General features: G+C 72.5%; 11 protein-coding genes. 3 read left to right on the forward strand and 8 right to left on the reverse strand.

From position 1 onward, the window contains the following. Window position 1: 1 nt before the first annotated feature. The 8 genes from CUC05_RS11315 to CUC05_RS11355 all read right to left on the reverse strand — a co-directional run bounded on the left by CUC05_RS11315 (window position 2) and on the right by CUC05_RS11355 (window position 10,171). Window positions 2-1,231: a VWA domain-containing protein gene (locus CUC05_RS11315; protein ID WP_108666224.1), complete on the reverse strand. Its 1,230-nt coding sequence runs from the start codon at window positions 1,229-1,231 to the stop codon at window positions 2-4. Continuing rightward, window positions 1,228-3,417, reverse strand: a complete 2,190-nt coding sequence (locus CUC05_RS11320) for a DUF5682 family protein (RefSeq protein WP_108666225.1) — start codon at window positions 3,415-3,417, stop codon at window positions 1,228-1,230. Before CUC05_RS11320 ends, CUC05_RS11315 begins: the two co-directional genes overlap by 4 nt. After that, window positions 3,418-4,518 (reverse strand): ATP-binding protein, encoded by a 1,101-nt coding sequence (locus tag CUC05_RS11325; protein ID WP_108666226.1) that lies wholly within the window; start codon window positions 4,516-4,518, stop codon window positions 3,418-3,420. Continuing rightward, window positions 4,515-6,020, reverse strand: a complete 1,506-nt coding sequence (locus CUC05_RS11330; RefSeq protein WP_108666227.1) for a DUF5691 domain-containing protein — start codon at window positions 6,018-6,020, stop codon at window positions 4,515-4,517. The genes CUC05_RS11325 and CUC05_RS11330 overlap by 4 nt, the downstream gene beginning before the upstream one ends. Continuing rightward, on the reverse strand, window positions 6,017-7,366 hold the full coding sequence (locus tag CUC05_RS11335; protein ID WP_108666228.1) for an SWIM zinc finger family protein: 1,350 nt from the start codon (window positions 7,364-7,366) through the stop codon (window positions 6,017-6,019). The genes CUC05_RS11330 and CUC05_RS11335 overlap by 4 nt, the downstream gene beginning before the upstream one ends. 59 nt (window positions 7,367-7,425) lie before the next feature. Continuing rightward, window positions 7,426-9,171: a cell wall-binding repeat-containing protein gene (locus CUC05_RS11340; protein WP_108666229.1), complete on the reverse strand. Its 1,746-nt coding sequence runs from the start codon at window positions 9,169-9,171 to the stop codon at window positions 7,426-7,428. Between the two features lie 80 nt (window positions 9,172-9,251). After that, window positions 9,252-9,572, reverse strand: a complete 321-nt coding sequence (locus CUC05_RS11345) for a DMT family transporter (RefSeq protein WP_108666230.1) — start codon at window positions 9,570-9,572, stop codon at window positions 9,252-9,254. A gap of 329 nt (window positions 9,573-9,901) precedes the next feature. Further along, a complete protein-coding gene (locus CUC05_RS11355) occupies window positions 9,902-10,171 on the reverse strand; it encodes a metal-sensing transcriptional repressor (protein WP_108666232.1) in 270 nt (89 codons plus the stop codon). A gap of 76 nt (window positions 10,172-10,247) precedes the next feature. Between CUC05_RS11355 and CUC05_RS11360 the strand changes: the two genes are divergently transcribed. The 3 genes from CUC05_RS11360 to CUC05_RS11370 are packed head-to-tail and all read left to right on the forward strand — an operon-like array spanning window position 10,248 to window position 12,873. Further along, window positions 10,248-11,642, forward strand: coding sequence for an MBL fold metallo-hydrolase (locus CUC05_RS11360; protein ID WP_108666233.1), 1,395 nt, complete (start codon window positions 10,248-10,250; stop codon window positions 11,640-11,642). Window positions 11,643-11,701: 59 nt separating this feature from the next. Further along, entirely contained in the window at window positions 11,702-12,094 is a 393-nt protein-coding gene (locus CUC05_RS11365) for a DUF302 domain-containing protein (protein ID WP_108666234.1), read from the forward strand. Further along, entirely contained in the window at window positions 12,094-12,873 is a 780-nt protein-coding gene (locus CUC05_RS11370) for a sulfite exporter TauE/SafE family protein (RefSeq protein WP_108666235.1), read from the forward strand. The genes CUC05_RS11365 and CUC05_RS11370 overlap by 1 nt, the downstream gene beginning before the upstream one ends. Window positions 12,874-12,883: the final 10 nt, after the last annotated feature.

Genomic DNA, 12,883 nt, shown 5'->3' on the forward strand with positions numbered 1-12,883 from the left:
CTCAGTCGGTCGGCTGGGCCACGGCGATGTCGTTGTCGCCGGCCCAGCGGCCGACGTCGTCGCGGTTGATCGCGGCGGCCATCATGTCGGCGAACAACTCGGGGGTGCAGGCGAACGCCGGCACCCCCAGCTCGGCCAGCGCCGCGGCGTTGTCGGCATCCCACGAGGGCGTGCCGATGTCGGACAGCGCCAGCAGGGCGATGGCGGTCACCCCGGAGGTGACCAGCTGTCCGAAGCGGCGCAGCATCTCGGTGCGGACCCCGCCCTCGTGGAGGTCCGACACCAGCACGAACACGGTGTCGCTGGGTTGGTCGATCAGCTGCTGGCAGTAGGCGAGGGCGGCGTTGATGTCGGTGCCACCGCCCAGCTGGACGCCGAACAGCACGTCGACGGGGTCCTCGACGCGATCGGTCAGGTCGACCACCGTCGTGTCGAACACCACCAGGCGGACGTCGACCGCCGGCAGCGACGCGAGGATGGCACCGAACACCGAGGCGTAGACGATGCTGTCGGCCATCGAGCCGGACTGGTCGAGGCACAGCACGATGCGTCGGTCGATGTGGCTGCGCCGGCGTGCGTGGCCGACCAGCCGATGCGGGATGACGGTGCGGTACTCGGGCTGGTAGTGGGCCAGGTTCGCGGCGATCGTCGCCGGCCAGTCGATGTCGCCGTGCCGGGGCCGGCGGGTACGGGTCGACCGGCTGATCGCCCCGCTCACGGCCTGTCGGGTGGTGGACTCCAGCCGGGCCACCAGGTCGTCGGTGACCGCCCGCACGAGCAGGCGGGCAGCCTGCTTGGACCGGTCGGGGATGGCGCCGGACAGCCCCATCAGGGTGGTGACCATGTCCAGGTCGGGCTGGACGGCGTCGATCATCTCCGGCTCGACCAGCAGATCGGCGAGTCCCAGCCGTGTCATGGCGTCGCGCTGCATGACCTGCACCACGGTGGAGGGGAAGAAGGTCCGGATGTCCCCGAGCCACCTGGCGACCCGCGGTGAGGACCCACCGAGGCCGCCCTGCCGTCGGGTGTTGCTGCCGTACAGGGCCTCCAGCGCGCTGTCGCGCTGGATGTCGGGGCCGGCCAGGTCGACCCCGGTACCGTCGGCGCCGTCGTCGGACCCCAGCACCAGCCGCCAGCGCCGCAACCGGTCCTGGGCAGCCGGGTCGCCTGTGTCCCGGTCGTGCGTGGGCTGGTCGGGCGTGGGCTGGTCGGGCGTGTGGTCGGGGGTCACGTGGCGGCCCCGTAGAGCTCGAGCACTCGGCGGATCGCCCGCGGTGCCACGTCGGGGTCGAGCGGTCGTTCCTCCGCCACACGGGTCGTGCCGTGTCGGACGCGCTGGCCGATGTGGTTGCGTTCGGTCGGCGTGTACCGCGAGAACGTGCGGCGCAGCAACGGCAGCAGGTCGTCGAAGACCTCGACGTCGACGGAGCTGATCCATCCGTCGAGCATGCCCAGCAGGGTCGGATCCAGCAGCAGGAGCGCGGCGTCGCCGTCGAGGAACCCGTCGACCCACGAGGCCGCGTCGCGAGCGGGGCGGGCCGGCGACAGGGCACGCGAGACCCGCGCGGCCACGTCCTCGGCCGGGAGGTGCCCGCCGTCCAGCAGGTAGCGGACCGTGCGCCCGACGATGCCGTCGTGGACCCGGCGCCGGTCCACCAGCTTGGCGACCGCCTCGACCCACATGCCGGTCAGCGCGGGATGGTCGAGCATCCTGACGGCGGCGATCACCGCGTCGATGCCCCTGCGGGCCTGCAGGGCCGCGTCGTCGTCGAGCCCGACCACGGCGGTGGAGAGGCCGGCGCAGATCCGCCGGACCAAGCTGTCGAGCACGTCACGCAGCCGGCTGGTGTCGAGCTGGCGCACGTCGCCGTAGCGGCACACCCTGGCGAGGGGTTCGGTGGCGCGCATGAGGTGCAACGTGTCGTGGGTCGTGGCCGCCCGGCGGTCGACCTCCTCCACCAGGGCACCAGTCGCCTCGGGCAGGTCCGCGGGCAGGCATTCGTGCAGCAGGTCGACGACGTCGACGAGGTGCTCGGCGTTCCGTGCCCGTTCGACGGCCCGGACGGTCGCGGCCTGCTCGACGGTGCCGCCGTGGACCGACGCGGCGATGACGGCCACGGCGAGCTCGGGCGTCCACTGCAGCGTCCAGCCCTCCTTGAAGGTTCCCGTCGTGCCGCCGGCGTCAGCGTGCCGACCCCAGCGGATGCCGAGCAGCAGGAGGCGGTGCAGCAGGATGGACTTGGCGGCACCAGCTGGTGTGCGCAGGTCACAGACGATCGTCTTCGCCTCCGCGGTCCGTCGCAGGCGGGCCGACCGGGCCGCGGCGTCCAGGTCCCTGGCGAGCGGGACCTGGGGGACCCCGTCGGGCACGCTCCCCATCTCGTGGCCGACCACGACCTCGTCGTGGATCACCTGCAGCGGTTCGGACCGTCCACCGCAGAGCACGGCCAGCGCCGCGTCGGTGCACTCCACGAGACCGGCGTGGGGACGGCCTCGCAGGGACGCGAGGCTGTTGGCCAGGCGCGCCGCTTCGATCGCCGAGGCGGTGGGGGCCGGAAGATCGGCGTCCCGCAGCGCACGCGCGACCTTGACCATCCAGCGTTCGACCCGCTGGTCGTCGTCGGTGGCGTAGCAGTGCGCGTACCAGCCCGGTGAGGTGACCCCTGCGCCGTACCCCGATCCCGCGGCCAGCCGTCCCGACGTCCACGGCACCCACGTCACGGCGACCTTCTGCCGACGGAGCCCCTTGAGCGTCGTGGTGTCGGCGGTCCTGGTCGGGAACCGGTCGGGGGTCAGCGCCGGCGCGTGGTAGGCCCCGCAGACCACGACGACCGGCCCCTCCCCGGACGCCATGACCTGGCGCAGCACCCGGCGCATGGCGGCCTCGCGGCGTCGCAGGTGCGGGTCGTCGGTGTGGCCGGCACGCATGGCGGCGATGGCCTCGGTGATGGCGGCGAACCCCTCCGCCGCGGTGTGGCGGTGTTCCACGGCGTCCTCCCACCAGCGCTCGGCGTCGGTGTACCCGGCGGCAGCGGCGAGCTGTCCGATGGGGTCGATCCACGTCTCGGGCTCGTCGTCGCGGTCGTAGCTGTCGGCCAGCTCGTGGGTTGCCGGCAGGTCGGCGAAGGAGACGGCCACGTCGTTGCGGACCGCCCAGCGCAGCGCGTTCCACTCCGGGCTGAACGTGGCCATCGGGTAGAACGACGACCGCGACGGCAGGTCCGGCCGGTAGACCAGGGCCGCGACCGGCGGGACCAGGTCCGCGTCCCCCGCCCACCCGACGATGCCGTCGAGCTCCGGTGGGCCCTCGATGACGACGTGCGCGGGTGCGACCTGCTCCAGCACGGTCAGGACCGACCGTGCCGAACCGGGCCCGTGGTGGCGGACGCCGCAGACGACGACGTCGTCGGTCGGCACCTAGCCCAGCTCCCGGCACGCGGCGTACAGGTCGTCCCAGCCGTCCCGGTCCCGGACCACGGTGTCGAGGTACTCCGTCCACACGATCGCGTCCTGGACAGGGTCCTTGACGACGGCCCCGCGGATCCCGCCGGCGATGTCAGCTGCCGAGACCCGGCCGTCACCGAAGTGGGCCGCGAGGGACAGCCCGTTGGTCATGACGCTGATCGCCTCTGCGGTCGACAGGGTCGAGGAGGGAGTCTTGACCGTCGCGCGACCATCGACGGTCCGTCCCTCCCGCAGCTCCTTGAAGATCGTCACGACCCGCTGGATCTGCGAAAGGGCGTCGAGGTCGGCCGGGAGGGCCAGTGACGCACCGAGGGAGGTGACACGGGCTCGCACGATGTCGACCTCCGCCTCCACGGTGTCGGGAAGCGGAAGGACGACGGTGTTGAACCGGCGACGGAGCGCGGAGGACAGGTCGTTGACGCCCTTGTCCCGGTCGTTCGCGGTGGCGATGACGTTGAATCCGGGGGCCGCCTGGACCTCGGTGTCGAGCTCGGGGATGGGCATCGACTTCTCCGACAGGATGGTGATGAGGGCGTCCTGCACGTCGGCCGGGATGCGCGTGAGCTCCTCGATGCGGCAGACGGATCCCTCCTGCATGGCCCGCATGACCGGCGAGGGGACCATCGCCTCCGCCGACGGTCCCTTGGCCAGCAACGAGGCGTAGTTCCAGCCGTAGCGGATCGCGTCCTCCGGCGTGCCGGCGGTGCCCTGCACGATCCGCGTCGACCGGCCCGAGATGGCCGCCGCCAGGTGCTCCGACACCCACGTCTTGGCCGTGCCGGGCACGCCGAGGAGCAGCAGGGCGCGATCGGTCGCGAGGGTGGCGATGGCCACCTCGACCAGGCGCCGCCGGCCGATGTACTTGGGTTCGATGGCGGTGCCGTCGGGCAGGGTGCCGCCGAGCAGGTAGAGGGCGACGGCCCACGGGGACAGCTGCCACGACGGCGGACGAGGCCGGTCGTCTGCTGCCGCGATGGCGGCCAGCTCGTCGGCGAAGGCGTCCTCGGCGTGCGCACGCTGGGCCGTCGGTGGCTGCGTGGGGCGGTCGGTCATCTGGCGTCTCCGGTCGGGATCGTGTCTGGAGTGGTTGCGTGGGGTTCCGCGGTCGCCGTTCGGTCCGACGTCATCGTGTCGATGGCCCGGTGCAACGAACGGCTGAGCCGGATGCGGTCGATGGCGGACGCCACCATCCGGGCGTGGGGGCCGGAGGGCCTGGCCGTGGCGAGGCGGTCGTCCAGCGTGGGGCCGGCGCGCGTGACCAGCAGGGTGGCCATGGTCCCCAGCGCCGTCCCCGGTCGGGGGTGGGTCGCACACCAGCTGACGACCTCGTCGGTCAGCGCCGCCGGCCACGGCCCGGCGACGAGCGCGAGGAGGTCCCGTAGCCCCTCCATCCACCGATCGCCGCCGGGCGGCAGGACCGATCCGGGGGGCAGGGGCGCCTCGTGGGTCGCGAGCAGCAACGGGCGGAGGCGATCGGCGAAGGTGTCGTCCCGCTGGTCGGCGGCCGCGCGAGCCGCCGCGAGCAGCAGCAGCGGGTGGTCACCGAGGACCGCGACGGCCCCGTCGAGTGATCCGACGACGCCTTCCCACGCCCGACGGGGCGCGGCCGACAGCACCTGGGCATGCCACCAGGCCGTCAGCCCGACAGGAGGGGGTGCTGCCGTCGCATCGGTGAGGTCGGCGGCCGTCGGCCTGACGTCGACGATGGCCACCGTGTCGGTCCGCAGCCGACGCCGCTCGACCCGCAGCATGCCGGGGAGGCGGTCGGCCATGCGGTCGGCTCGGCGGCTGCCGGGCAGGGTGGCGAGGGCCCGTGCGGCGGCGTGGCGAACCCGCGGCGTCTCGTCACCGAGGGCCGCCTCGAGCCACGCCTCGTCGTCGGGGCCGACAAGGTGATCGACGGCCTCGAGCACGTCGGTGCGCACGGCCGCTGGCCAGTGGCCCCATCGCTGCGACACGATCGCGTGGCCGCGGTCGGGGGCGGCCGACCAGAGGCGGGTGGCCGCCACGCGGCGCTGGCGTCCTCCGATCGCCAGCTGCTCCTCCGCGGTGGCGACATCGATCAGGGCGTCGGCCCAGCGGCTCCGGCCCAGCGACGCCAACCAGCGGCCCTGCCGGCCGACGGCGGCGACCGCCTCGGCGGGAACCGGGCGCGGTACCTCGTCGAGCACGTCGGTGAGGTGGTGGCTGGCGATGCGCCAGCCGGCGCTCGCCGCCTCCGCCAACCAGCGGGTCAGCAGTGCCCCCCGGTCGGGACCGGCCACCAGGCCGGACAGGATCGCGTCGAGCAGCTCGAGCGCCGGGCCGGGGGCCACGGTGAGGGACTCCTCGGTCGGGGCCGCCCACCGCGGGTCGACGGATCCGACCGGCTGCGGCCGCAGGCTCGTCCGGCGGGCGGCCCACGCGGCCGCTGCGGTCCGCAGGAGCCGATCCTCGACCGTGCCGTCGACGGGCAGGTCGAGGCCGACGAGCGTCCGCCGGGGCAGGTCCCCACGACGACCGGTGCCGAGCGTGGCATGGGCCACCAGGTCGTTCCACCGCCAGTCCTCGGTCATGCCGTTCGGTCCTGCCAGCGAGCGGTGTCCTGCAGGACCGGGACGGCGAGCAGCCGTCCGTCGATGGCGACGGTCAGCGGTCGGAAGGCGTCGTGGAGCACCTCGCCGAACATGGTCGCGGGGCGCCCGCCGGTGATGGCGAGCGTGGCCCACGGGTCCAGCCCGACCGCGGGCAGCGCACCGCCGGCCCGGTCGACGACGCGTGGGCTGTCGGCGTCGGCGTCCACCAGCCGGACACCCGCGACCGTGCACGGGAACCGGTCCTGCCACGGCGCATCGGCGGCCAGGTCCGCGACGGACCGAAGTGCGGCAGCCCAGCCCTCCTCCGACACCGGCAGCTCGTCGGCTTCGCCGACCGTCACCGGGTCGTCGGCGAACCGGACCCGCCGGGGTGGCCGTCCGGGGTACATCGCCATCTCGACCTCGAGGATGCTGCCGAGCAGCTGCGGTGTGGGCGGGGTGGCGGTACCGCCCGCGAAGTCGAGGAGGATGACGTGGCCCTCGACGGGATGGTGCAGCCACGTGCGCTGCTCCACCACCCGGCCGGTGTCGGAGGTGCCGATGCCGAGGACCGTCCACTCCCCCGCCAGGCGCTCGCCGTCGAGCACCTCGGCGGTCGGTCGTGCCCACCCGAGGAACGTGCGGAGGTCCGCAGCGTCGGCCTGCGGCAGATCGCCCCGCCGTTCCCATGCGGCCACGGTGAGGTGGAGCCGCCCCAGCTCGGAGAGGAGGACCGACGCCCAGTCGTCCCGTCCGGCGATCGTCGTCGGCAACGCCCGCACACGGTCGGCAAGGCCCGGTAGCTGGGCATCGACGAGGCGGGCACCGACGAGGTCCCACCAGGCGTGGGGCCTGGACCGGGTGGCGGCCAGCCCGTCGACGATGACGTCATCCAACCACTGGCGCAGCTCCACCATGCCGCCGTCCATGAGGGCCAGCCGCTTGGCGACGCGCCGGGCCCGGGCCTCGGGGTCGACGGGTGCCCGTCGGTCCTCGGTGACCGCCCGGGACGCCCGTTGCCGGGCGGCGGCCAGCACGTCCTCGGGGGCGTCGGTGGTGCTGCCGAACCCGTCGACGTCGGCCAGCCAGACCAGCAACAACGACAGCCCGTGCTTGCACGGCTGCTTCCGTGACGGGCACGTGCACGTCACGGAAGGCCCCGACAGGTCGACGCTCACCCGGTACGGCGTCGCGCCCGAGCCCTGGCATCGGCCCCAGAGCAGCTGGTCGAGCCGTCCGAGGCCCGACCACGCAGCCGACCGAGCCAGCTTCTTCGCGGCCGCGAAGGAGCTGGCATCGGGTGCGTAGTCCCGCACCCGTTGGGGTCCCCATCGCTCGTCGACCATCGACGAGCGATCCTACGGTTCCCCTGCGACACCGCTCCGAGCCGGCCGCCCGGGGGCGGTCAGCCGCCCGTGATCACCTCGATGGACGACACGACGTCGTTGTCGATGAACGACAGGTCGCCGAGGACCACCCGGCTGGGCGGCGTGGTGAGGCCCGAGTCGATGAGGTACTGCTCGGTCTCCGCCGGCAGGCTGCTGGTCCGCACCCCGAGCTGCGGGCCGTCGATGGCTGCGGCGAGCGGGGCTGCGGCGAGGGCGAGGGTCCAGGCGTCGGCCCGGTCGAGGTTGACGAAGACGAAGTCCTCGCCGGATGCCGGGATGTCGGGCCACAGGTCCTCGGCGATGGCCACGGCGGTGTCCATCCGGTTGATCCCCGCGACCCGCTGGGGGTTGGGGACGACCGCTTCGACGGCCGGGCCGACAACACCCTCCCCGCCGACGAGGACGGTGCGGTCGGGAGCCGCCTGGTCGATGATGCGGGCAGCTGCGGGATGCAGCGTGCCGGTGTCGGTGAGGACGAGGAGGGCGCCCGCACGGGCGTGGACCCATGCCCCGGCGGTGATGGCATCCGGCCAGTTCAGGCCGTACCCGACCACGACGTCACGCGGCGGCAGGCCCTCCTGGATCAGGTCGAAGATCGTTTCCTGGGCGACGGCTTCCGCGGTCTCGAAGCGAGTGGGTCCGAACAGGCGCCGGGTCTCGTAGCCCGCCGTGTCCAGCTCGTCCTGGACGGCCACCGACACCGCGTTGGTCCCTCCGAGCAGGTAGACGACCCCGTCGCCACCGAGCGCCCGGTCGACGGCCGCCCTGGTCCGGGGGTCGAGGTCGGCGTCGGGACCGCCGTCGGTGAAGAGGATGCACTGCACGAACGGCAGCTGTGACCCGGCGAGGGCGTCGGCGAAGTCGTCGTTGCGGGCGATCGCCACCTGGGTCCCGGTCCCGTCGGGGACGAGGAACTCACACACCTGGTTGGCGACGTCCTCGGCGTCACCGGCGCTGCTCCCCGGCAGCCGGCTGGTGCCCGGTTCACCGGGGCTGGGGGTCGGCGTCGGCGTCGGCGTCGGACTCGGCGGGGTGTCCTGCTGGGCGAACCCGGAGTAGCGGGCGTTCGGCTGGGAGTAGTTGTAGAACCCGAACCTGCCGGCGGGGAACGTGCCGTCGACGGCCATCACCAGCTGGTCGTCCAGCCGCAGCTCGAACCGGGTGGAGGTGTAGGTCAGCTCGAAGGCGTACTCGGTGTTGTCCTCCCAGCCACCGTCGGGGTCCCATGCGGTGGCCAGGACCTCGTAGCGCGGATCGTCGTTGACCTGCTCCTGGCACCAGAAGGTGTCGAGCACGAAGTCGCTGCCGTCGCCGCGTTCGTCGGGCTGCTCCAGGAGGCGCCCGTCGACTCGGGCGAGGGTGAACCCCGCCCGTGCGGTGCAGCCGCCGAAGCCGGACTGGTCGGCCTGCTTCCAGCTCAGCACCAGGAAGTCGTAGTCGTGCTCGTCGGCGAGGGTCGGGCCGGTGTAGCCCAGGACGAAGCCCACGTAGTCGTCGTCGCTGGTCGTCTCCACCTCGAACGTCCCGCTGATGGTGGCGTCGATGACGCTGTCAGGGGAGACGAAGAAGAACGGGTCGGCGTTGGTCCGCTGGACGACCTCCAGCCCATCGGCGGAGACCTCCCAGTCGCCATCGGGTCCGAGGGGCTCCCACTGGCGGAGGTCGAAGTCGATCGGGCCCGGCTGGGCCGTGGCGGGAAGCCCGACCAGCAACGGCAGGCAGAGGACGGCAAGGACGGCGGTGAGTACGCGGGGTGAGTTCATGACGCCGGGGAGTCAAGCACACCGACCCGGGGAGTTCCCGTTCCGTAGGTGTTTCGTCAGGTGACGTCAGGTGAGACGTGTCAGCCGGCGGCCGTGAGCTTGACCGCGATGATCGAGGCGACGAGCGCAAGGACGGCCGCGACCTGCGGTCCGTTGGTGGCCTGGTCCCTGAACACGACGCCGACCACGAAGGCCCCCACGGCGCCGATGCCCACCCAGACCGCGTAGCCGGTTCCGACCGGGATCGTCCGGGTGGCGACGCTCAGCAGGTACATGCTGATCGCCAGGGACAGCACGAATCCGACGGTCGGCACGACGCGCGTGAACCCCTTGGTCTCCTCCAGCAGGCTGGCCCAGACCACCTCGAACAACCCCGCGACGACCAACACGAACCATGGCATGACGATCTCCCTGCGCCCGTCGTGCTGGCCGGTACGGGCGCCCCTCGTCGGGAGGGCCGCGGTGACCGGCCCTCGACCGACAGGGTAGCGACGTGCCTATCGCCCGCCGAACAGCCGTGACATCAGGGAACCCGACCGGCGCGCCTGCGCGCGTTCTTCGGATGTGCAGGTGCAGCGGTTGTCCTTGGGGACCCCGCGCATGACCTGATCGACGTGCTGGCCGCAGCCACTCCAGGTCGTCTTCGAGCAGTTCGAGCATCGTGCGGGTGCGCACATGGATGAGACCTCCCGGTCATCGATGGATTGGTTGGGTGTGGCCGACCGAACGGTCAGGCCAGGGTCATGAACAGCTTCTCGAACTCCTCGGTGGACAGGTCGTCCTCGCGAGCCTCGGTCAGGCACTCTGCGAGCCCGGCCGCCAGCAGCTTCACGCCTGCACGCTCCGCCGCAGCCTTTCCGGCTGCCAGCTGGCGCAGGACGGCCACGCAGTCGGCGCCGTCCTCGAGCATCCGGGCCACGGCCTGGAGCTGGCCGGCGGCGCGACGGAGGCGCTTGATGGCGTCGTCCCGTGCGTCGGTGGGTATCCGATCGGTGTTCATGGGCTTGCAGTATATACCCCGGGGGGTATGTTGGCACCCAACGCAGTCGGACCTCGAAGAAGGAACGGAGCAGGACATGCAGCTGGAACAGCTACACCACGAGTCCCTTGGGCACGCGTCCTACCTGATCGCCTCGGAGCAGACGGGCGACGCCATCGTCGTCGACCCCCGGCGCGACGTGTCGGCGTACCTGGACCTGGCGGCCCGGGAGGGCTACCGCATCCGCTACGTCGTCGACACCCACCAGCACAACGACTACCTCTCGGGCCTGCACGAGCTGGTCGAGCGCTCCGGCGCGACGGCCCTCGGGTCGGGCCACACCGACCACCTGGGCTACGACCACGAACCCGTCAAGGACGGCCATCAGCTCGAGATGGGCGAGGTCGGCATCACCGTGCTGCACACGCCGGGCCACACCCCCGAGCACATCAGCTTCCTCCTGACCGACGGCCAGCTCGACGACGACGAGCCGGCGATGCTGCTGTCGGGTGGAGCCCTGCTGGTCGGTGACCTGGCCAGGCCCGACCTGCTCGGCACCGAGGAGCAGACCAAGGCGTCGGCCGAGTCCTTCTGCCACACGATCCAGAAGAAGCTGCTGACCCTCCCCGACCACGTTCTCGTGTACCCGACCCACGTCGCCGGGTCGCTCTGCGGCGGTGACATCGGCTCACGTCTCGTGACCACGGTCGGCTACGAGCGCCGGACCAACGCGATCCTGCGCGAGGTGTCGGACAAGGACCAGTTCGTCGAGCACTGCCTGCGGCTGGACAACCTGCCGGCCGTGCCGCCGTACTGGCCGCGGATGCGTGGACGCAACGCCGAGGGCGTGGAGCCGGTCGGGACCGTGGACCTGCCGCCGCCGGTCAACGTCGACGACGTGGACCTCGACGGCGACGTCATCGTCCTCGACACGCGCCAGCCGGAGGCCTACGCGAGCGGACACATCCCCGGTGCGCTCAACGTCGGCTACGGCTCCTCGTTCCCCACCTGGGCCGGCACCGTCCTGCCCGAGGGGGCCCGTACGCTCGTGGTCGTCGACGACACCGACCAGCTCGAGGAGATCACGTGGGACCTCCTGCGGATCGGCTACGACCGTCCTGTCGGGCACCTGCGCGGCGGCATGTTCTCGTGGCGGACGGCGGGCCGCCCGATGGCCAGCCTGCCGACCGTGACCGTGCAGGACCTCGCCGACGACCTCGACCGGTACCACGTCCTCGACGTCCGCCAGCCCGGTGAGTGGGCGGACGGGCATGCGCCCGGTGCCCAGTTCATCACCGGCGCAGAGCTGCCCTCCCGCATCGACGAGGTGCCTGCCGACCGTGACGTCCTCGTCGTCTGCGGCAGCGGCTTCCGGTCGACGGTCGCCTCAGCGCTGCTCCGGCACCACGGCCGCGACAACATCACCAACCTGCTCGGCGGCATGAGCGCATGGAACGCGGCGGACCTGCCGACGACCTCCGACGACGCCTGATCGACCACCGGGCTCGAGCACACACACCGAACGCACGCACCACCACAGGAGTGCCAGCAATGAGCGACTACACCATCACCGTCACCCTCGACATCGCCCCGGCCGACGCGGAGGAGAAGGTCCGCGCGGCCCTGGCCGAGCAGGGCTTCGGCATCCTCAGCGAGATCGACGTCCAGTCCGCCCTGAAGGACAAGCTGGGCGAGGACGTCGGTCCCTACAGGATCCTCGGCGCATGCAACCCACCGCTCGCACGGCAGGCCATCGAGGCCGACCCGGACATCGGCGCGCTGCTGCCCTGCAACGTCCTGCTCCGTGGAAACGCCGACGGCGGCACGGACGTCGTCGCGGCCGACCCCATGGCCATGCTGCGCATGGCCGGCGACGCGCTGTCCGACGTGGGCAGCGACGCACGTGAGCGCCTCGAACGCGCCCTCGAGGGGCTGACCCAGTAGTGGATCACCTCGTCGCCGTCCCGATCGGTGCGCTGGTCGGGGCGGTACTTGGCCTGCTCGGGGCCGGCGGGTCGTTGCTGACGGTCCCTGCGCTGATCTTCCTGCTCGGCCTGTCGACGCGCGAGGCCACCGGCACGTCGCTGGTCGCCGTCGCCCTGATGGCCGTGGCTGGGCTCGTCGTGCACCGCAAGGCCGGTCGGTGCTCGTGCAAGGAGGGACTGGCCTTCGGCGCGGCGGCCGCGGGCACGGCCGCCGCTGCAGGCTGGGCGGCCAGCGGCCTGCCCGAACGACTGCTCACCGGGGCGTTCGTCGTGCTGCTCGTCGGGACCGCCGTGTGGCTGCTCACCCGGCCCTCGACGGCCGACGAGGACCCCGCCCTGTCAGCGGAGCGTGACGCGCGAGGGGGCGTCGTGGCCACCGCCGCGGCCGGTGGCGGGATCGGAGTCCTGACGGGGCTGCTCGGCGTGGGCGGGGGCTTCCTGATCGTGCCTGCCCTCCTCCTCACCAGGGACATGCGCATGTCCATGGCGGTCGGCACCTCCCAGCTCGTCGTGCTGATCAGCGCGTTGGCCGGCCTCGCCGGGCGTGCGACGGGCGACACCGTCCAGTGGTCGTTGGGGTTGCTGTTCGGCCTCGGTGGCCTCGCGGGCGCCGCCGTCGGCGCACGCTTGGCAGACCGTGCACCGGACGATGCGTTGCGCCAGGGGTTCGCTGGCATCGCGATCGCCGTCGGCGGCCTGATGGCGTGGCAGGTCGTGTCGGGCGGCAGCCCGGCCTGATCCCACCGGC

Origin of the sequence: Euzebya rosea, from assembly GCF_003073135.1 — a bacterium.
GTDB classification, from domain to species: domain Bacteria; phylum Actinomycetota; class Nitriliruptoria; order Euzebyales; family Euzebyaceae; genus Euzebya; species Euzebya rosea.